Source organism: Catenulispora pinistramenti, assembly GCF_018274385.1.
Taxonomy (GTDB): Bacteria; Actinomycetota; Actinomycetes; order Streptomycetales; family Catenulisporaceae; genus Catenulispora; species Catenulispora pinistramenti.
Genome location: NZ_JAAFYZ010000124.1, coordinates 1 through 20,253 on the forward strand (window position 1 = coordinate 1; position 20,253 = coordinate 20,253).

The 20,253-nt window shown below is 68.6% G+C and carries 14 protein-coding genes; 6 read left to right on the forward strand and 8 right to left on the reverse strand.

From position 1 onward, the window contains the following. Positions 1–568 precede the first annotated feature (568 nt). Positions 569–1,522, reverse strand: coding sequence for a helix-turn-helix domain-containing protein (locus KGQ19_RS29550; RefSeq protein ID WP_212014925.1), 954 nt, complete (start codon positions 1,520–1,522; stop codon positions 569–571). A gap of 113 nt (positions 1,523–1,635) precedes the next feature. Here KGQ19_RS29550 and KGQ19_RS29555 point away from each other — a divergent pair, with 113 nt between their 5' ends. Beyond that, positions 1,636–3,012, forward strand: coding sequence for a serine hydrolase domain-containing protein (locus tag KGQ19_RS29555; protein ID WP_212014927.1), 1,377 nt, complete (start codon positions 1,636–1,638; stop codon positions 3,010–3,012). Here KGQ19_RS29555 and KGQ19_RS29560 read toward each other — a convergent pair. From KGQ19_RS29560 to KGQ19_RS29575, 4 genes are all read right to left on the reverse strand, one after another. After that, entirely contained in the window at positions 3,004–4,521 is a 1,518-nt protein-coding gene (locus KGQ19_RS29560; RefSeq protein ID WP_212014929.1) for an MFS transporter, read from the reverse strand. The genes KGQ19_RS29555 and KGQ19_RS29560 overlap by 9 nt on opposite strands. Before the next feature lie 201 nt (positions 4,522–4,722). Beyond that, positions 4,723–5,472: a GntR family transcriptional regulator gene (locus KGQ19_RS29565; RefSeq protein WP_212014931.1), complete on the reverse strand. Its 750-nt coding sequence runs from the start codon at positions 5,470–5,472 to the stop codon at positions 4,723–4,725. A gap of 55 nt (positions 5,473–5,527) precedes the next feature. Next, on the reverse strand, positions 5,528–6,988 hold the full coding sequence (locus KGQ19_RS29570; RefSeq protein WP_212014933.1) for an APC family permease: 1,461 nt from the start codon (positions 6,986–6,988) through the stop codon (positions 5,528–5,530). A gap of 106 nt (positions 6,989–7,094) precedes the next feature. Then, a complete protein-coding gene (locus KGQ19_RS29575) occupies positions 7,095–8,054 on the reverse strand; it encodes a nucleotidyl transferase AbiEii/AbiGii toxin family protein (RefSeq protein WP_212014935.1) in 960 nt (319 codons plus the stop codon). A 241-nt stretch (positions 8,055–8,295) separates the two neighbouring features. On the opposite strand from KGQ19_RS29575, the gene KGQ19_RS29580 reads away from it, so the two are divergent. Beyond that, entirely contained in the window at positions 8,296–11,616 is a 3,321-nt protein-coding gene (locus tag KGQ19_RS29580; protein WP_212014937.1) for a discoidin domain-containing protein, read from the forward strand. Positions 11,617–11,813: 197 nt separating this feature from the next. Here KGQ19_RS29580 and KGQ19_RS29585 read toward each other — a convergent pair whose 3' ends face one another. After that, entirely contained in the window at positions 11,814–12,764 is a 951-nt protein-coding gene (locus tag KGQ19_RS29585; protein ID WP_230419647.1) for a helix-turn-helix transcriptional regulator, read from the reverse strand. Positions 12,765–12,827: 63 nt separating this feature from the next. On the opposite strand from KGQ19_RS29585, the gene KGQ19_RS29590 reads away from it, so the two are divergent. From KGQ19_RS29590 to KGQ19_RS29600, 3 genes are all read left to right on the forward strand, one after another. Next, positions 12,828–13,256: a VOC family protein gene (locus KGQ19_RS29590; protein ID WP_212014941.1), complete on the forward strand. Its 429-nt coding sequence runs from the start codon at positions 12,828–12,830 to the stop codon at positions 13,254–13,256. A gap of 68 nt (positions 13,257–13,324) precedes the next feature. Further along, the gene (locus KGQ19_RS29595; protein WP_212014942.1) at positions 13,325–14,164 is read left to right on the forward strand and encodes an SAM-dependent methyltransferase; all 840 of its coding nucleotides are present in this window, start codon (positions 13,325–13,327) and stop codon (positions 14,162–14,164) included. A gap of 2,081 nt (positions 14,165–16,245) precedes the next feature. Next, positions 16,246–17,451, forward strand: a complete 1,206-nt coding sequence (locus KGQ19_RS29600; RefSeq protein ID WP_307856552.1) for an extracellular catalytic domain type 1 short-chain-length polyhydroxyalkanoate depolymerase — start codon at positions 16,246–16,248, stop codon at positions 17,449–17,451. A 124-nt stretch (positions 17,452–17,575) separates the two neighbouring features. On the opposite strand, the gene KGQ19_RS29605 is transcribed toward KGQ19_RS29600, so the two are convergent. Together KGQ19_RS29605 and KGQ19_RS29610 are read right to left on the reverse strand one after the other, a co-directional pair. Beyond that, complete coding sequence (locus tag KGQ19_RS29605) at positions 17,576–18,502, reverse strand: alpha/beta hydrolase family protein (RefSeq protein WP_212014964.1); 927 nt, start codon at positions 18,500–18,502, stop codon at positions 17,576–17,578. Positions 18,503–18,538: 36 nt separating this feature from the next. Beyond that, on the reverse strand, positions 18,539–19,483 hold the full coding sequence (locus KGQ19_RS29610; protein WP_212014946.1) for an alpha/beta hydrolase family protein: 945 nt from the start codon (positions 19,481–19,483) through the stop codon (positions 18,539–18,541). Positions 19,484–19,611: 128 nt separating this feature from the next. On the opposite strand from KGQ19_RS29610, the gene KGQ19_RS29615 reads away from it, so the two are divergent. Beyond that, positions 19,612–20,190: a TetR/AcrR family transcriptional regulator gene (locus KGQ19_RS29615; RefSeq protein ID WP_212014948.1), complete on the forward strand. Its 579-nt coding sequence runs from the start codon at positions 19,612–19,614 to the stop codon at positions 20,188–20,190. Positions 20,191–20,253 lie beyond the last annotated feature (63 nt).

A 20,253-nucleotide genomic window follows, 5' to 3' on the forward strand; every position in this document is an offset into this window, starting at 1 on the left:
TTGAAGCCATCCCGGCGAGGACGGCTCCGAAGGGCCACAAAACCTTCATCTCCCGTGGAACACCACATCACGAAGCAACTACCTACACATCAGCTCCGATCCATGTTCGTGACACACTTGACCTTGACCTTGACCTTGACCTTGGCTCTTGATCTGGCCTGTGGCTGTTGATCTTGCTCTTGCTCTGACCTGCTGGAGTTGAAGAGGCCTGAGGTGGGGCGGGGTTGTGAACGCGAAAACCGGCAGCCGACAAACACACCCACCACCCCGAACCCCGAACCGGCACAACTATGACCGAAGGCGTAAAAAGCTTTGAAATCCACAGCTCAACCGCAACCCGGCCAGCAAACTGCAACCCCCAAAGAAGATCCCCAAACCGACCCTCTACCGCACTACCTCATCCCACCAGCAATCCAGCGAAACCGCCACACCGACAACCTCCGCCCAGGCCAAGTCATCACCAGGGCAAACGTTGCCTGACACGGCACTAACTGCTGCCGCCGGTTGCTAGCCACTCTTGCTGCTGGCTGCTGGCTGCTGACTGCTAGCCGTTCTGGCTGCCGGCACCTCAACGCGACTGCGGCGATCCCTGCGCGCCTGCCTTCTCAATCGCTTCCCGCTGTTCCGCGCTCAAGCGGTCCGACCTCGCGACCACCGCATACTCCTGAGCCCCGATGTCTTGCAGCACAAGCGGATCCGCGATCGCCGGTTGGCCCCGATTCGCCTCCACCGCGGCGCGAACACGCGCTTCGGACCACGCGAGTGCGTCAGCCAGTCCCGCGATGCCCACCGGCCGACCGGCGTGCACGAGTGCGGCGACCAGTGTCAGGGCGTCGTGGACCGCACCCTCCGCCAGGCCGCTGCCGTGCATCTGCTCGCTGAGCTGTCCGAAGAATCGGCCCATCCGGCCGAGCCGGAGGCCGGCGGCGGTATCGGATCCGAGGATGTCAAGGCCCTGTTGTGCCGCGGCCGCGACTTCGCCGTGGGCACCGGTGTCGGCCCGCCACGCCGTGCCCCAGACGTCGTCGCCGATCAGGTACCGCTCGCGGCGCTCGCCCGGATCCGATCTGCGCGCGACCAGTTCCACGGTCTCCAGATAGCCGATGGACTTGGACACCGACGCCGGGCTGACCCGGAGCCGACGCACCAGCTCGGCCGCCGTCAGACCATCGGCGTCAGCGGTGAGCAGGCAGACGAACACCCGCGAGGTCATGCGCGGCAGGCCGGTTCCGGCCAGGACGGTCGCGAAGCTCTCGGCGAAGCCGCGTACCCGCTCGTCCGGCCATCCGTCCGGCCCGCTCCCGTCCGGCCGGTCCGGCTTGCGACGGCGGGCCCGGCCGCCGGCTGTCCGCTGCGCGTCGTCGGCCACGTAGGCACCGAACCCGCCGTTGCGCGCGACCTCACGGCTGACGGTCGACGTCGGCCGACCGAGCCGGCGGCCGATCTCGGCGTACCCGAGCCCGTCAGCGAGCCACGCGGCGATCTGGCCGCGATCCGCATACGTCAGCCTGCCTCCCGGCACCGGAGACCTCCTTGCGTTCGTTCTCAATGCTGTTGCAACGATTGGCGTCCACGAGCTGTTTCATCCCGCATTCTCGTTGACGGTTCTCTGAACGCAACATAGCTTCTTGCACCATGCCACAGCAGATTCCAAGCCGGATCGGTCAGCTTCTCGCGGAGTACGGGATCCCCGGCGCCGCGATCGGCGTCCTGCATGACGGAGAGATCACCGAGTCGGCGGTCGGTGTCAGGAACGTGGAAACACAGGAGCCTGCGACGCCCGACACCATCTACCAGTGCGGCTCCATGACCAAGACCTGGACCGCGCTCGCCTTCCTCCAACTCGTCGACGAAGGCAAAGCCAGCCTGGACGAACCGGTGCGGAGCTACCTCCCCGGCTTCGCCGTCGCCGATCCCGAGACCAGTGCCCGGGTCACTCCTCGGCACCTGCTGAACCACACCAACGGCATCGAAGAGCTCTACGGCGATCCCGGCGAGGACGATGACGTGTACGAACGCGTGGTCACCGCCATCGCCGACGCGCCGCAGGTCTTCCCGCTCGGCCACACCCACGGGTACAGCTTGGCGCTCGGCTACGCGATCCTGGCGCGGATTCTGGAGGTGGCCGACGGCAAGACCTGGGATGCCGTCATGCGCGACCGGCTGTTCGATCCCATGGGTCTGGCCGATACCGGCACTCGGCCCGATCTAGTGGCGACTCAGGCCGGGACCCGCGCCGCGACCGGCCATCTGATCCGGTCGCTGGACGAGGGCCCGTTCCTCACGCCGATCGACTACCTGCCGCGCGTCTTCGGGCCCGGCGGCGGCGTCACCTCGACGGTCCGGGACGTGCTCGCGCTGGCGCAGGTCCTGCTCAACGCGGGCACGGCCGCCAACGGTCGGCGCATCGCGTCGGCGGAGAGTGTCAGGGAGCTGATGCACTCGCGGGTACCCGTGCCGGACCCGTATCTCTTCGGGCCGGAGTGGGCGCTCGGGCTCATCGTGTGTGACTGGGCCGGCCAGACCGTCTACGCCTCCGACGGCAGCACCATCGGTCAGAGCTGCCGCCTGCGCATCCTGCCGGACTCGGACACCGCGATCGTGATGCTGACGAACGGCGGGCCGAGGGACGCCTTCTATCGCCGCGTGTTCAACGGGATCCTGACCGACCTCGGCGCTGCCACGATCCCCGACCTTCCCACGCCGAACCCTGCGCTGAAGCTCGAACCGGCCAGGTACGAAGGCGTCTACGAGCGACCTGGCGCCCGTTTCGAGGTGTCGTCCGAGTCCGGGAAGCTCTCCCTGACCAACGTCATCGACCCGCAACGAGCCGCGATGCTCCGCAAGCCCGAGCGGATGCGCTATGACCTCCTGCCGCTGAGCGACACCCACTTTCTGATGCCGCCGACCGATCCTCTGGAGGACCCCCAGACCGTCGCGCTCTACGACTTCGCCGACGGCACGGCCCGATACCTGCACACCAACTGCCGCGTGTTCCCGCGGTCAGAGTGACGGTGCCACGACGAGCTGGCGGCGGATCAGCACTGCGATGAACGCGGTCGCGAACAGGGACAGGCTCAGTGCGGCCACCGCCACGGCGAGCGAGTGCCAGGCGGACATGCCGTGCTGGAGCCCGTACGAGTACAGGCCGCCGCCGATCATCGAACCCAGACTCGCCCCCATCGACTCGGCGAGCACGAGCCCGGCGGCGAAGGAATCCGTGGTCGACTTGTCCCGCACGCTGACCGCGGTGACCGGCAGATTCGTGTAGATGAAGCCCATCCCGGCGCCGGACACCAGGAACGCCACCCACATCAGCGGCATCGCCGTGCCGGACGACAGATGCGCTGCCAGCAGCGCCGGCAGCGCCGCGACCGGGATCGCGACCAGCAGCGAGCCGAGGACCCCGGCCGTCCCGGTGCTCAGATTCCAGCGTTCGTGGAACTTCGGCTGCAGGAACGCCACCGTCGACCACGCGACCGCATCGCAGGTCAGCACCACCGACGCGGCGGCGATGGAGGAGCCGAAACCGCTGCGGGCGATGACGGTCGCCATCGCGTCCAGGCCCGAGTAGCCCAGCGAGAGGGTCAGCATCGCGAAGACCGCGAGGCGCGGGCCGCGCTCGCCGAGCGGAAGCAGGCGGCGGGCCGCCAGCGCGACGAGGACCAGGCCGCACGCGGCGACGGCCTGGCCCAAGACGCTTTTGACGCTGGTGCCGCCGAGCAGGAGGAGGCAGCCGGTGATGAGGATCAGGACCCGGACTAGGGGTGGGGGTTGGGTGGCGGGCGCTCCGCTTTCGGCGTTCTCGCGGCTCTCGCCGTGCGCGAGGTTCTCGCCGGTCGCGCGGCTCTCGCCGTTCGCGAGGTTCTCGCCGGGCGCGCCGACTTCAGCCCGCCGTATCCCGGCAGCCTGACGGACCACGAGTGCCCGGCCGACGACCACGAGCGGCAGGAGCAAGGTCAGCGTCCAGCGCCAGCCGAGCAGGTCCGACACCGTCGAGGCGTACACCGGCCCCAAGAACGCGGGCAGCAGCCACATCGCCGAGATCAGCGAGTAGACGCGCTTGCGCAGCCGCTCCGGGATCGAGTGCGCGACCGCGCTCACCCCGAACGTGGTCAGCACCCCGGACCCGAACCCCTGGAACACGCGCGCGAGGACGAAGAACACCGCGGACGCCGACACCGCGGCGAGCACCCCGCCGACCACGAACACGACCGAGGCCAGTCCCGCGGTGCGCAGGCGCCCGAGACGCGCCGTGATTCCCGGAGTCAGCGGCGCGGCGGCGATCATCGCCATGCCGTAGGAGCCGAGCAGCCAGCCGTAGGAGCGCTCGGCGTGCAGGTCGTGCGCTACCAGCGGCATCACTACGGCTACTGCGAAGTACTGCATCGCCGTTGCGAATTCGAGGAGCAGAAGGCCCAGGACGAGTACGCCGATGCCGGGTTGGAACAGGTCGCGCCAGGAGGCGGTAGGGGACGTCAGTTCGGTTTCTGCTTCCGCGACGCCCATCCGAGTGCTCATGAATCCCCAGCGTTAGCGCAGGCTGCGGGCCATCCCGCAGGCCGACAGCGATCTTCGATGACGTGTCACCACGATGACACGGCGCTACTGCCAGGGGTATGCGGCTTTGGGCCTAGCACCAGGGGCTTAGGGCTCATGCGCTCGCTAGAGGCTGTGGTGAAAGGCCAGCGCCTCAGCCAGCCAGCCCGATCCGATCGGCCCTCACCCCCGCCCCACCCCATCCACCTGATGCGCCTTCACCGCCGCGACCGCAGCGTCCAGTCTCCCCAGTTCCAGCGCGCTGAGTAGATCCGCATGGTGCTTGTTCCGCTCCTGCAACTCCGCCGCCGCGGGCACGGCGGCCACCAGGCAGCCCCGCCCCAACAGATCCGCGACCTCCTCGCCGGCCATGCCGTGGCCCAGGGCCTCGGCGAGGCTGAGGTGGAAGCGGGTTTCCAGACGAAGCAGTTCGGTGTGGTCGGCGGTGGCGTTCATCTCGTCGACGACTGTTCGCAGGCCCGTGTCCCAGGCCGGGGGGAGTTCGTCCGCCGAGCGCGCGACCAGGCCGCATTCCAACAGGAGGAGGAAGTCCTCCAGTGCGGCGGCCTGTTCCTCGTCGCGGAAGGCCGCGACCACCGCGTCCCACTTCGGTGCGACGAAGGTGCCGCCGACTCGGCCGCGGCGACGGTCCAGGAGGCCGTCCTGGCACATGGTCTCCAGCGCACGGCGGACTGTCATCTCACTCATGCTGAGGTCTTCGGCTATGACGCCGGTGTCCGGCAGGCGTTCGCCGGGCGCCAGTTGGCCGAGTCGGACCTGGAGCGCTATCCGGGAGCGGATCTGTTCGGCGCCGGTTTGGTGGCGCACGGGCAGGCGGGCGGTGTTGGTGCCGGTGTTGGCGCCCGCGCCGCGTACCGGCGCGGGCGGCACCGGCGCCGGGTAGGGCCCGAACTTACCCGCGGAGTTCGCCACGCTAGACACTCTAAATCGCGGGGCGAGCGGTAGCCGTGCAGGTCGAAACGCTCACTCATTCCTCATAACCGTCGGCGACGACCGCGCCGACCCGTTCCCCCAGCGCCGGGTCGCGGCGGGTGAGGACCACCGCGTAGGCCACGGAGGCGGCCAGCAGGGCGAGCGAGACGTACGGGAACCAGCTGTATGGCGCCGGCTGCCCCGGCTTGACCAGGTAGTACAGCGGCACGACGATCGCCACCGCCCCCAGCGCCGGCAGTGCCACGTGCCGCACCACCCGGAACTCGGTCGGCCGGTATCTGCGGTAGTAGAACGGCAGCGCGACGTTCGCCGCCAGATACACCAGCAGGATCAGGATCGAGCCCATCGATGAGGCCTCGGCGAAGAAGGACGTCGCGTCCATCCGGCCGTGGTGGCCCACCACGTGGCCCAGGCCCCAGCCGCCGATGATCAGCAGTGCGGCGGCGATGAAGGTGATGATCGCGTTGGTCGGCGTGCGCCGGGTGGGGTGCACGTAGCCCAGGAACGCCGGCAGCAGCCGCTCCCGGCCGGCGTTGAACAGCAGCCGGGTCTGGGAGTTGGCACCGGCGATGAGCGAGCCGACCGTCGAGGTGAGGCCGGCGACGTAGGCCAGGAACGCCAGCACGCCCAGCGTTCCGCGCGCCACGTCGACGAACGGCACGTCCGCCGCTCCCACCTTGTGCACGTCGTACCCGAAGCCGGTGACCGTGGCGTAGGCGAACAGCACGTAGCTCAGCGACATCACCGCGACCGAGGAGAACACCGCACGTCCCACATCCCGCCGCGGATTCTCGCTCTCCTCGGCCAGCGCCGCCGAGTTCTCCCAGCCGATGAACAGATACACAGCCAACGGGAACCCCTCGGCCAGCCCCGACATCCCGCCCCGGATGTGGCTGGGCAGGAACGGCGCGGCCGACAGGTGCCCGCCGTGCTTGACGATCGCCGCGACCGAGACCACCAGCAGCATCAACAGTTCCACGGCGAAGAAGAACCCTGCGACCTTGGTGGACAGCACGATCCCGCGCACGATCAGCGCCGCCGAGGCTCCGGTCAGCACCAGAGTCCAGACCATCCACGGCGGACTCCACCCGGCGTAGTACTTCAGCGTCGTGGCCAGGAACCCGCCGGAGACCGCGATCACCGCCGAGATCCCGATGATGTAGCCGAGTGCCGCCAAGAGCGCGGTGGCCACTGCGCTCGCGCCGCCGAACGTCGTCCCGACGAAGGTGACGAAGCTCCCCGCCGACGGATGCGCGCGCGAGAACTGCGCCAGCGTGTTCCCCAGCAACGCCACGGCGAGCCCGGCGGCCGCGATCGTCAGCGGTGAGGCGACCCCGGAGGTCGTGGCGAGGAACCCGAAGCTGAAGTAGAAGCTCATCGCCGGCCCGATGTTGGCCATCGTCGAGCCGGCGATGTCCAGCAGCCCCAACGCTCCGCCGCGCAGGCGCTGGTCCGGCCGGGCGCGGACGGGCGGCGGCGGTGAGACTACGGACATGCGCGGCTCCTCGCCGGCTGAAGGGGGTCGTCGTCGGTGGCCGCGAAACTAGTTCGTGGCGGGGTGGTTGGGCAAGGGGCTGTGGCGTCGGCCCCTTGCCGGGACGTCAGGAAGCCGAGGCCGCCTGCGCCTCGGCGAACGTCGGCTCCAGGGCGGTGAGCAGGCGCCGCACCAGCGCTTCGGGACCGCCGACCGCGTCCGGATGGTCTTCTTGGAAGCCCACCCAATCGTCGTATTTCTGGGTGTCCCGGAGGTTCGCCGTCAGAGTGTGGACGATGCGGGACTCCCCGTACGGCTCCGCGGCGAAGACGTCCCGCAGCAGCGGAAACGGGACGTGGACCGCCTCGGCCAGCAGGACCGCGTCATACAGGTCCTTGCCTTGCGGGTAGGAGTCCGTGGCCAGCCACAGCAGTTTCCACGCCAGCGACAGCTCCGGTGACACGGCACGCATGGTCGTCGGAACGCTGCCCGCGAACCAGAACTCGCTCGCCTTCGCCGGCTCCGGCAGCTCCTCGCCGAAGACGAAGTCCAGCTGCACCGTGCCGTCCGGGCAGCCCTCGGCGCTCCACGGCAACACCAGCCGGCGGCCGGGGACGCGGTCGTAAGTCCAGATCTCGTCACTGAGCGCGCCGTGCCGGTCGACCCGGACGATGCCGTCGCGGTCGGCCGCCACCTCTGCGCCGGCCGCGACCTGATCGAAGAGTTCGTCGGTCCGCGCATCGGTCGCGGACCAGTCGCGATGGTCGACGACGAAGTCCAGGTCGCCCGGCTCACGCGCGTCCGCGCCGAACCACAGTTTCATCAGCACACTGCCACGCAGCACCAGGTGCTCCCCGAAATCGCACTCGGCGACCGCCGACAGCGCCGCGGCCATCGCCACCATGCGGGTGCTGTACCACTGCGCACCGCGTCCGGCGTCGGCGAACCGCGGATCGCCGGCCCGGTACGCCCGCGCATGTTGTTTCATCGCCGGGTCGAACACCAAGTCCTGGGACACGCCTTCGCCCGCGACCTTCTTCAGCGTCGGCGGATAGTCCTCGCGCCAGTCGCGGTCGGCCGTGCTCATCGCTCCCCCTAAGTCATGGTCGAGACCTCCGCTCGATGGGAACAGCCTGGCCCGATCGCCCGGCATCCGGCCACCGTTTTCCCCGCAGGCCAGCGTTTCCAGACCGTGATCCATGAGTTCCGTTGAATGAACGCGATATTTCGTAGTGCTGTCAGAGTCTTGCGTTCGCCTGTCGCCCTTGCAACGATGTGCCCTGCGCTCCACCCCACTAGGCACATCCATCTCTCGCCCAGGAGGACGCATGCGTGTCAGAGGACACCGCTTCCCCGCCCCACCCCTGCGCAGACGGTTCGCCGCCCTGGTGACCGCCGCCGCGAGCACCGTCGCCGGTGTGACGATGGTGCTCGGCGCCGCGCCGGCACACGCCATGAACGGCCCCGGGACGCCGCCGTACTGGGCCCAATCCCCGTTCAACGTGCCCTCCGGCACCGGTGCGAACCTGCCGTTCACCGAGTACGAGGCCGAGGCCTCGACGAACACCGGCACCCTGCTCGGGCCGGACTTCACCCAGGGCAGCGTCGCCAGCGAGGCCTCCGGCCGCGAGGCGGTCCAGCTCACCGGGTCCGGGCAGTACGTGCAGTTCACACTGACCGGCGCCGCCAACGCCGTCGACGTGCACTACAACCTCGCCCAGGGCGCGTCCGGCTCGCTGTCGGTGTACGTCAACGGCACCAAGCAGAGCCAGGAGCTGTCGCTCACCTCGGCCTACAGCTACATCAGCACCGGCGGCATCACCGGCAGCAAGACCCACAAGTTCTTCGACGACGCCCGGATGATGTTCAACCAGACCCTGCCCCAGGGCACCGTCGTGAAGCTGCAGGTCGATTCCTCGGACACTGCGGTGCCCTACACGATCGACGTCGCAGACTTCTACAACCTGCCGGCCGCGGCGACCCAGCCCTCCGGCTCGGTCTCGGTCGTCAGCGAAGGCGCGGACCCCACCGGGGCCGCCGACTCCAGCAACGCCTTCAACAGCGCGATCACCGCGGCCAACGCCGCGAACCAGTCGGTGTGGATCCCGCCGGGCACGTACCTGGTGAACAACCCGATCCAGACCCAGAAGGCGACGATCGTCGGCGCGGGCAGCTGGTACTCGCAGATCAAGTCGAACATGTTCATCCACAACTCCAGCGCCGTCTCCGGGCCGGTGAACCTCAGCGGCTTCGCCATCCTGGGCAACACGGTGGGACGCCATGACGACAGCTCGGCGAACGGCATCGACGGTTCGCTGGGCAACGGCTTCACCGTGGACGGCCTGTGGATCCAGGACACCAACGTCGGCTTCTGGCTGCAGTACGGCAACAGCAACTGCACCGTGGAGAACACCGTCGTGGAGTCCACCGACGCCGACGGCCTGAACTTCAACGGCAACGCCTCGCAGTGCACTGTGAAGAACAACTTCCTGCGCGGCACCGGCGATGACAGCCTGGCGATCTGGTCCTACCCGACCGCCGACTCCAACATCACCTTCGCCAACAACACGATCGTGGCGCCGACCCTGGCCAACGGCATCGCCGACTACGGCGGCTCGAACAACACGATCTCCAACAACGTGATCGCCGACGACAACGCGCTGGGCAGCGGCCTTGCCATCTCCAACGAGGCGTTCCTGCAGCCGTTCTCCCCGTTGTCCGGCACCATCACGGTCTCCGGCAACTACCTGATCCGGGCCGGCGCCTACAACCCGAACTGGAGCCACGTGATGGGCGCCGTCCAGTTCGACCCCTACAACTCGGACTTCAGCAACGTCACGATCAACTACAGCGGCGGCGCGATCCTCGACAGCCCTTATGAGGCCTTCGAGATCGTCGGCGGCGACGGCACCGGCCACCTCGCCAACGGCCTGAACATCAGCAACGTGAAGGTGCAGAACACCGGCACCACCGTGTTCGAGGCCGAGACCGGCGGCGCGGCCAGCGTCAGCGGCGTGACCGCGAGCGGGGTCGGCGTCTCGGGCACCTACAACAACAGCTACCCGGGCAACGTCGCCGGCGCCTACACCTTCAACCTGGGCAGCGGGAACTCCGGCTGGAGCACCACCCCGGTGCTCACCACGTTCCCGGACCCGGTACAGCCCGGCGCGCTGCACGCCTCGCCCAGCGCCCTGTCGTTCGGCGACGTCGCCTCCGGCTCGACCAGCTCCGCGCAGTCGGTGTCGATCACCAACCCGGGCACCAGTGCCGCGCCGATCTCCTCGATCAGCGCCACCGGGCCGTTCTCGCAGACCAACAACTGCGGCGGCTCGATCGGCGCCGGCGCCTCCTGCACGGCGCAAGTCACGTTCGCCCCGACCACCGGCGGCAACGCCACCGGCACGCTGACCGTCGCCACCAGCGCCCCCGGCGGCAACCTGAGCGTGGCGCTGACCGGGCGCGGCATCAGCTCCACGACCAACCTGGCACAGGGACAGCCGGCCACCGCGAGCAGCACGGAGTCGACCTTCGTGGCGTCCAACGCCACCGACGGCGACGCCAACACCTACTGGGAGAGCTCTGACGGCGCGGCCTATCCGCAGACGCTGACCGTGGATCTGGGCTCGACGCAGTCGATCGGCTCGGCCAAGCTGTTCCTGCCGCCGTCCTCGGCGTGGAACACCCGCACCGAGACGCTCTCCGTCCTGGGCAGCACCGACGGGACCACCTTCAGTCAGATCGTCGGCTCGGCCGGCTACACCTTCGATCCCTCGACCGGTAACACGGCGTCCATCAGCCTGCCGACCGGGACCAGCGCCCGATACGTGCGGCTGAGCTTCACCGCCAACACCGGCTGGAGCGCGGCACAGCTGTCCGAGTTCCAGATCTTCCCCGGCGGCGGATCGAGCGGCAATGGCAGTGCCCTGACGGCGAACCCGTCGAACGTGTCGTTCGGCAACGAAGCGGTCGGCTCCACCAGCGGCGCGCAGGCCGTGACGGTGTCCAACCCGAGCACCATCGCCGCCGCGATCTCCTCGGTCACCGCGAGCGGACCGTTCTCGCAGACCAACAACTGCGGCAGCTCGCTGGCCGCCGGCGCCTCCTGCGCGGTCCAGGTGACCTTCGCCCCGACCGCGTCCGGCAGCGCCAGCGGCTCCCTGTCGGTGGCCAGCAACGCTCCCAGCAGTCCCCTGACGGTCGCCCTGTCGGGCACCGGCACCACGACCACCAACAGCAACCTGGCCCTGAACCAGCCGGCGACCGCCAGCGGCACCACGCAGAACTACACGCCGGGCAACGCCGTCGACGGCAACACCAGCAGCTACTGGGAGAGCACCGACAACGCCTTCCCGCAGTGGCTCCAGGTGGACCTCGGCGCCGCGCACAGCGTCAGCCGCATCGTGATGGACCTGCCGCCGGCCACCGCGTGGGCCACCCGCACCCAGACCGTCCAGATCCAGGGCAGCACCGACGGCACCAACTACACCACCCTCGCCCCGTCGGCGGGCTACACCTTCGATCCCAGCACGGGGAACACGGTGACGGCCACCTTCGCGGCCGCCAACGTGCGGTACGTAAAGCTCACCTTCACCGCCAACACCGGCTGGCCGGCCGGTCAGCTCTCGGAACTGGAGGTGTTCTCCCAGTAGATCAGGAGCCTGCTTTCTGAATGTTGACATGTTGACGGTGGTGGGGCTCGGCTCGGCGATGCGCCGGCCGGGCCTCACTGCTGTTCGCAGTCCCTACCGCTGTTCGCAGTCCCTACCGCTGTTCGCAGTCCCCAGCGCTATTCGCAGTCCCTACCGCCAACGTTCCGCCCGGTCGATCTCGTTCAAAGCTTCTACGATCACGGTGTCCCCTCTGCCGCAGCAGCGTAGCGCCGCGCCAGCAATCCGAACGCGGCTTTCAGCTCCGGCGGCCCGACCATTTCGAGCTCGGCGTCGAACGCCCCGAAGGCCGCCGCCAGGCCATGCCACGACCAGGCGCCCAAGACGAGCCGGCAACGGTCTGGGCCCAGTTCCTCGACGACACCGTCGCGGGCGAACGGCGCCACCGCGCTGAGCGGCGCGTGCAGGATCACCTCGCCGCGACACGGCCAGCCGCCGGCGCCGTCAGAGCCCTGAAAGCGGCTCGTGACGAAAGCGGACACGTCCCCGCCGGGCAGTCCGCGCGGAGTGAAGCGCGGGCCGGTCGGAATACGGGGACTGATTCGGTCCACGCGAAACACCCGCCAATCGTCGCGATCGAGATCCCACGCGACCAGATACCAGCGCCCACGACGCGTGACGAGGTGGTGCGGCTCCGCGCGCCGTGGGACATCGCCATCGGCGTAGTCGAAGCGCAGCACCTCGCGGGCGTGGATCGCCGTACTCAGCGCCATGAGCACGTTCATGCTGACCGGCTCGCCCGGCCCCTCGATCGCCGTCACCTGGAACATGTCGACCCGGCGCCGCAACCGCGAGGGCAGGACCTGGCGCACCGTGTTCAACGCCCGCAACGCCGCTTCTTCCAGACCGCCGCCCCCGACGACCGCCGTCTGCAACGCCGCGGCCAGCGCCACAGCCTGGTCATCGTCGAACAACAGCGGCGGCAACTCGGACCCGGCTCCCAACCGGTAGCCGCCGTCCGGCCCCTTCACCGCCGCGATCGGATACCCGAGCTCACGCAGCCGGTCGACGTCACGCCGCACCGTCCGCGGACTCACGTCCAGCCGCGTCGCCAAGTCCGCGCCCGACCAATCCCGGCGCACCTGCAACAACGACAACAGGGACAACAACCGTGCGGAGGTCTTCGGCATGTCGTCCATCATGCCCCGAGAAGCGGACACAACCTGGCCGCTACTGCTGCGAAGGTGGCTGCCATGAACCTGAAATCCACCACCCACGTCAACTTCCGCGGCGATGCCCGGGCGGCGCTGGAGTTCTACCGCGACGTCTTCGACGGCGAGCTGACCGTCATCACCTACGGCATGATGAACGCCGCGCAGCGTCCCGAAGAGGCCGACCAGATCATGTGGGGCCAGGTCAGCGCCCCCAGCGGCTTCGCCATCATGGCCTTCGACGTCCCGGCCGACCGCCCCTACGACAAGGGCGTCGCCCCGTTCTTCGAATCGGTGCGCGGCCAGAGCGTCGAGGACGTGACGCCGGTCTGGGAACGGCTCTGCGCGGGCGCGACCATCCTCCAGGAGCTGAAGCCCTCGCCGTGGGCGCCCGCCTACGGAATGCTCACCGACCGCTTCGGCGTGACGTGGGTCGTAGACGTCGCCTCAGACACCGCCCACACAATGTGATCCGCGGCACAGTATCCTGATTCCCCAACAGGCCGACGCGGGGCCGGCCGTCGAGGGTGGAGGTGCGTATGACCGAGAATGCCCAGCGTCAGCAGGCAGTGGAGGGGGTCGGGTACTGGCTGCCCACCACCGTCGACACCTCGGTGGCGCACATCGCTCGGGTGTACGACTACTTCCTCGGCGGCAAGGACAACTTCCCGGCGGACCGGGAGGCCGCGGCGCGGATCCTCAAGGGGAACCCGGGGATGCGGGACACCTGCCGGGAACAGCGTGCGTATCTGCGCCGAGCAGTCCGGTTCCTGACCGAGGCCGGCATCCGGCAGTTCATCGACATCGGAACCGGGCTGCCGACGCAGGAGAACACGCACGAGGTCGCGCAGAAGATAGCGCCGGACGCCCGGGTCGCCTACATCGACAACGACCCGATCGTCCTGGCCCACGCCCGGGTCCTGATGGCCGACCAGGACCACGGCCGGACCATCTTCATCCACGCCGACGCCCGGAAGCCGGAGAAACTGCTCGCCGATCCGGCACTGACCGACGTCATCGACCTGACCCGGCCAGTCGCGGTACTACTGATCGGGATCCTGCACTTCATGCCGGACCACGAGAACCCCGCCGAGCTGATCGGCACCCTACTCGACGCCCTGCCCGCGGGCAGCTATCTGGCGATCAGCCACGGCACCCCGGACTTCGCCCCCGAGATCGGCGACGCGGTACAGGCCGCGTATCAGGCCTCATCGATGCCGTGCCGCGTGCGGACCTCGGCGGAGGTCCTGGCACTGCTGGAAGGCGTCGAACTGGTCGACCCGGGCCTGGTGCTGCTCGCCGAGTGGCGTCCGAACGGCCCGGTGCCGAAGGACCGGCAGCAGATCACCTACGCCGCGGTGGGGAAGAAGACTGCCTAGTGTCGGATCAGGCAACGGGAAGTGTTTGCCTTGGCGCCGATCGTTGATGCTTGGTGATACCTGGTAATGCTTTGCGCTGATTTGGCGTGGGCGGCGGCCGTCTACGTGGCGGCTTGGCGGCTTGGCGGCTTGGCGGCTTGGCGGCTTGGCCAGATAGTGGCCAGATGATGGAGCGGCGGGTCCTGCCGCCCTGCTCTATGTGGCGAAGTGGCGCAGCACGGTGAACTGGGCTTCTATGCCCGGTTCGGGGTTCGGATCTTCTTGCAGGGGCTTGGGTTTGCGGGCCGGGTTGCTGTTTAATTGTGGGTTTCAAAGCTTTTTACGGCCTTCGGTTATAGTTGTGCCGGTTCGGGGTTCGAGGTGGCGGGTGTGTTTGTCGGCTGCCGGTTCCCGCGTTCACAACCCCGCCCCGCCTCAGGCCTCTTCAACTCCAGCAGGTCAGAGCACGGGCACAAGCCAGATCAAGAGCAAGATCAAGAGCCACAAGCAAGATCAAAGTCAAAAGCTGTGATGAAGGGCCGGGCCTCCGGCGGGCCTCGGCAACCTCAGGGAAACTAGCGCGGTTCCCTCGGGTGGCCGGGTCAGGGCTCAGCGGCGGCGGCCTGTGAGGTGGTGCGGTCCGTTCCCCACGGTCGCGTCGTCAGCCCGATGGGTACAGCACCGGTGTCCGGGGGTAAAGTCCGCGCGCGACGGTTGGCCATTTGACCTGCGGTTTCGCACAGCGCGAACTTGACCCCCGGCCACCGGCACTGTAGGCGAAGCCCTGCCGACGCGACCGAGGGGAACGAACCGAAAACCAGCCGGAAGAATGGCAATCGCAGGGACCGACAACGCGGGTCTGCGATGCGGCTGCCGGTGAGGGTGTGGCGGCGGGCCGGTGGTCGGTTGGTCAAGAAATATGCCCGGGTGCGGTAGGCGCGGCATGCCTTGATGGCCAGACCAATCTGCCATCCGGCGGTGGCCATCTTGGCAGCCAGGCGAGCCAGCACCAGCACCAGTCCCAGCACCCGCGCCACACCCGCGCTCACACCAGTGCCCGCACCCGCCAGCTTAGAATGCGCACCTCGGGACCGCCGCGATGTCAGCATCCTGAACCGGCGGCCGGACTCGCCGGGCCGCCGGTACCCGCACCCCCTGTTTTGCACTTCTCCGGCTGGTTTTCGGTTCGTTCCCCTCGGTCGCGTCGGCAGGGCTTCGCCTACAGTGCCGGTGGCCGGGGGTCAAGTTCGCGCTATCAAAAACCGCAGCTCACACGCCCGACCGCCGCGCGCGGACTTTACCCCCGGACACCGGTGCTGTACCCCCCGGGCTGACGACGCGACCGTGGGGAACGGACCGCACCACCTCAGGTACCGCCGCCGCTGAGACTCACCCAGGCACCCGAGGGAACCGCGCTAGTTTCCCTGAGGTTGCCGAGGCCCGCCGGAGGCCCGGCCCTTCACCACAGTTCTTGATCTTGCTGTTGATTTTGACTGTGCCCTTGTCCTGACTTGCTGGAGTTGAAGAGGCCTGAGGTGGGGCGGGGTTGTGAACGCGCGAACCGGCAGCCGACAAACACACCCACCGACCCGAACCCCGAACCGGCACAACTATGACCGAAGGCCGTAAAAAGCCTTGAACCCACACCCCAACCGCAATCCGACCCACAAACTCCAGCCCCCAGCAAACTCCGGACCCCCGAAAAAGAACCCGAACCCCGAACAGCCGTCGCGGCGCGCCCCATGCCCCCGTGCCCCGTCACGAACTACGTCACGAACCACGTCGCGAACTACCTCGCGAGCTCCCGGGCAAAGGTTGCCTGACAAGGCTCTAACTCAGGCTAGAAGCACCGACTACAAGCCAAGCCAAGCCAAGCGATCCCACTGCGCGCCCCGCGATTGTGGGCCGCACAGACATCGTTCGCGGGCATCAGCGGCAGTACGGTCCCGTCACCCCAACGGTGAACGGGAGGTTTCGCAATGGCCCGCACCACTACTGCTTTTCCATCAAGCACTGCCTTTCCATCAAGCACTGTCTCTGCATCAAGCGCTGCCAGACCGTCCGGCCGACGGCGCGGCGTACTGGCCTCGCTCGCGGCGGCGGTGCTCACCCTGGCCGCCTCGGCCCTCACCCTCGTCCCCTCCGGCGCCCCGCCCGCGCATGCCGCCTCGTCGCTCAACCAGGTCACCGGTTTCGGCGCCGATCCCGGCAACCTGGCGATGTACAGCTACGTCCCACAGGGGTTGGCGCAAGGCGCGCCGCTGGTCGTGGCGCTGCATGGCTGCACCCAAACCGCCACCGACTACTACGACCACTCCGGCTGGTCCCAGTTCGCGGACCAGTGGGGATTCGCGGTCGTGTTCCCGCAGACGTCCAGCGCCAACAATGCCCTGTCCTGCTTCAACTGGTTCGACTCGACCAAGGACACCCGTGGCAACGGCGAAGCCGAGTCGGTCGCGGAGATGGTCTCCTACGCCGAGAGCCACTACGGCTCGGATCCGCACCGCGTCTACGTCACCGGGCTCTCCGCCGGCGCCGGTCTCACCGCCGATCTGCTCGCCGACTACCCGGACGTCTTCGCCGGCGGGGCGATCGACTCGGGGCTGCCAGCTCAGTGCGCCACTACTGAGACCGCCGCCTCTTCGTGTCAGACGAGTAGCCAGAACCTCACCCCCGCGCAGTGGGGCAACCTGGCCCGCAACTCAGACCCCGGATACACCGGGCCATGGCCGCGCGTCGCGATCTGGCAGGGAACAGCCGACTACACCGTCTACCCGGTCAACGCCACGGAGCTGCGCGACCAGTGGACGAACGTGTGGGGCATCAGCCAGACCGCGTCGAGCACGCAGACGCTGAGCGGCGGGACCACAGAGTCGGTCTACAACGACGCCAACGGGAATCCGGCCGTCGAGCTGTACTCGATCAGCGGGATGGGACACGGGCTCGCGGTGGATCCGGGTTCGGGGACCGCGCAGTGTGGTTCGACCGGCGCGTACTTCCTGAGCTACATCTGCTCGACGTATTACACGGCGACGTTCTGGGGCCTGAACTCCGGGACGACGCCACCGACCACAACGCCGTCGACTACGCCGTCCACACCACCCACGTCGTCGTCCTCGTCGGCGCCGGCCGAATGCTTCACCGCGAGCAACTACGACCAGACGGTCGCGGGCCGTGCCTATGTCGCGGCGGGCCTCACCTACGCCGACGGTTCCAACCAGGCCATGGGCCTGTGGAACGTGCTCGTCACCCACACCCTGAAGCAGACGAGCCCGGGCTACTACGTCATCGCCGACAGCGGCTGTTAGCCCTATCGGCGGCTGGCCGCAGCAGGATCGTCTCCCAGCTGCGGCCAGCTATCCGGCCGTCGGCGGCGGTCGGCCTCGCGAGTTCTTCGAAGCCGCGCGCGCCTTCATCGAGCCCTGACGCGCCTCACTTCGAGTCGAGCCGCCCGACCTCGCCGGCGTTCCGCGCCGCCGCGTCGCGTGCCGCGGCGAAGCTCTCGGCGTCCACGCCCAGAGCGGTCCGCAGGTAGGCCGTCGTCAGGCGCTGGATCAGCGCCACGCGCTCGGGGTTCTCGTCGGTGGTCTCGGTCACGGAGTGGCCGACGATGCCGCCGAGGGAGTGTTCGCCGCCGAACAGGGTGAGCAGGTGGTGGGCGCCGGGGCTGAGGTGGTAGGCGTCGGTGAACCAGTCGGGGCCCCGGGTGGAGAGTTGGGAGTCGTCGTGGTCGCCGGTGACGATCAGGGCCGGGGTGGTGAGATCGGCGAAGTCCGGGCGCATGAAGGAGAAGTGCTCGGCCGCGAAGGGGGACAGGCTGTCGCCGGTTCCGGTGATCGAGAGCAGGACGCCGGCGGTCACTCGCTTGTCGGCGAAGTCCTCGCCCGGGACGCCCGCGGCGTCCAGGACACCCGCGCCGAGCAGCGTGCTGGCGGTCTGCGCGCCCCAGGAGTGGCCGGCGACGGCGATCCGGTTGACGTCGACCCGCCCGGCCAGGCCCGGCACCGCGGCGATCAGCGTGTCGAGGTGGTCCAGGACCCGGGTCAGGTCGTCGATGCGCACGCGCCAGATGTCCGGGTAGCGCGGGTCGTCCGGGGTGACGGTGAGCGTCCGGGAGTCCAGGTGCGTCGGCTGGATCACGACGAAGCCGTGACCGGCCCAGAAGTCGGCCAGCGGAGCGTACAGGTCCAGCGATCCGCCGAAGCCGTGGGAGAAGACCACGACCGGCAGCGCGGATCCGCTCGCCGGCGCGGAGACCCGCACCTGGAGATCGTCGCCGCGTTCCGGTGCGGCCAGCACGACCGGCTTGACGGAGACGATCGGGGTGACGGCGCCTATCGCAGTGTCCAGATTCGACATGTTCATGAAGGAGGTTTCCTCGCTTTGGATTACTGATTACTTGTTGTCGACGCGGCCGAACGCGTTCGTGCCGGTGGTCAGCGCGTCGCGGGCGGTCTGCCACGCGTCGTCGCCGGGAAAGAGGGACGAGCGGAGGTAGGAGGCTGTCAGCCGGCCCACGGCCGCGACCATCTCAGGGTTCTCATCGGTGGTCTCGGCGGCGTCGTAGCCGGCGATGCCGCCGAGGCCGTGCTCGGCGCCGAACAGCGTGAGCAGGGTTTTGGGGCCGGGGGCCAGGGTGTAGGGGTCGGCGTGCCAGGTCGGGCCGACGTCGGTGAAGTGCCGGGAGTCGTCCTTGTCGCCGGCGACGACCAGGGCCGGCGTGGTCATCGTGCCGAAGTCGACCGAGCTGGTGAACGGCACGAGCGCCGCTCTCGGTCCGTTCAGCGCCTCGCCCCCGCGCCCCGGCGCGGCCAGCAGCACGCCCGCCTTGATCCGCGGCTCGGCCAGATCGGCCACCTCGCCGGTGTCGGTGTCCGTGACCTGGGCACCCACCAGCAGGCTGGCCGTGAAGCCGCCCAGCGAGTGACCCGCGACGGCGACCTTTGCCCGGTCGACACGTCCGGCCAGCTGGGGCACGGTCCGCTCGATCACGTCGAGCCGGTCGAGGATGTGCGTCATGTCCTCGGCCCGCGACCGCCAGAACAGCGGCGCGCCGGGCTGGTCGCCGACTTCGCCGGCCAGGGTCTTGGAACTGAGGTGGGTGGGCTGGATGACCACGAAACCCTGCGCCGCCCAGGCATTGGCGAGCGGCCCGTAGCCGTTGAGCGAGGACAGGTTGTTCGATCCACCATGTCCGTGGGACAGCAGGATCACCGGAAGGCCGGTGCCCTCGGCCGGCGCCGAGACCCGCAACCGGAGATCGACCGGACGCCCGGGAACGGGCAGCACTACCGGGCTATAGGACAAAACGGGAACGTCAGGGACGTGGAGCGTGCTCATAGCGAGGACTCCCCTTCGGCTAGACTGAAAAGCGGAACGTCGCTCCATTTAGTATCCGGAACCATGTTCCACTTTGTCAACCGCACCCGGCGCAGCCACCGCGCCACCGCTATGTCGGAAGGAACCCTGTGCCCACCGAGCAGGAGCCGGCCCGCACCAAGCGCGCCGACGCGGCCCGCAACGAGAAGACGCTGCTCGCGGCCGCCGCCGAGGTCTTCGTCAGCGACGGCGTGGACGCCCCGATCCGGCAGATCGCAGCCAGGGCGGGGGTGGGCGTCGGCACGTTCTACCGCCACTTCCCCACCCGCGCCGACCTGATCACCGCCGTCTACCGGCACCAGATCGAGGCCTGCGCCGAGGCCGGTCCGACCCTGCTGGCCGCCGCCGAGACGCCCTTCGACGCGCTGCGTCAGTGGATCGACCAGTTCACCGATTTCCTCGTCACCAAGCACGGCCTGGCCGACGCGCTCCAGTCCGACAGCAGCACGTTCGCAGCCCTGCACACGTACTTCCTGGACCGCTTGGAGCCGGTGTGCGCGGCCTTGCTGACGGCCGCGATCGATGCCGGTGACGTCCAGACGGAACTCAGCGCGCTGGAGCTGATGCGGGGCGTCGGCAACCTGTGCATCGGGCGGGAAGCCGACTCGCGTTACGACCCTCGGCGGCTGATTTCGGTGCTGTTAAAGGGTTTGCGGGCGCCTCTTTAACTCCAGCCGAAGGGCTGGTCAAAAGGGCTAACCGAAAGGCCGGTCGAAGAGCGAGCCGAAGAG

What these genes read in the sequence shown, in the direction of transcription:
- KGQ19_RS29605 (WP_212014964.1), bottom strand. Translation starts at nt 18,502, where the DNA reads ATGTCGAATCTGGACACTGCGATAGGCGCCGTCACCCCGATCGTCTCC.
- KGQ19_RS29585 (WP_230419647.1), bottom strand. Translation starts at nt 12,764, where the DNA reads ATGCCGAAGACCTCCGCACGGTTGTTGTCCCTGTTGTCGTTGTTGCAG.
- KGQ19_RS29590 (WP_212014941.1), top strand. Translation starts at nt 12,828, where the DNA reads ATGAACCTGAAATCCACCACCCACGTCAACTTCCGCGGCGATGCCCGG.
- KGQ19_RS29570 (WP_212014933.1), bottom strand. Translation starts at nt 6,988, where the DNA reads ATGTCCGTAGTCTCACCGCCGCCGCCCGTCCGCGCCCGGCCGGACCAG.
- KGQ19_RS29580 (WP_212014937.1), top strand. Translation starts at nt 8,296, where the DNA reads ATGCGTGTCAGAGGACACCGCTTCCCCGCCCCACCCCTGCGCAGACGG.
- KGQ19_RS29595 (WP_212014942.1), top strand. Translation starts at nt 13,325, where the DNA reads ATGACCGAGAATGCCCAGCGTCAGCAGGCAGTGGAGGGGGTCGGGTAC.
- KGQ19_RS29610 (WP_212014946.1), bottom strand. Translation starts at nt 19,483, where the DNA reads ATGAGCACGCTCCACGTCCCTGACGTTCCCGTTTTGTCCTATAGCCCG.
- KGQ19_RS29555 (WP_212014927.1), top strand. Translation starts at nt 1,636, where the DNA reads ATGCCACAGCAGATTCCAAGCCGGATCGGTCAGCTTCTCGCGGAGTAC.
- KGQ19_RS29560 (WP_212014929.1), bottom strand. Translation starts at nt 4,521, where the DNA reads ATGAGCACTCGGATGGGCGTCGCGGAAGCAGAAACCGAACTGACGTCC.
- KGQ19_RS29575 (WP_212014935.1), bottom strand. Translation starts at nt 8,054, where the DNA reads ATGAGCACGGCCGACCGCGACTGGCGCGAGGACTATCCGCCGACGCTG.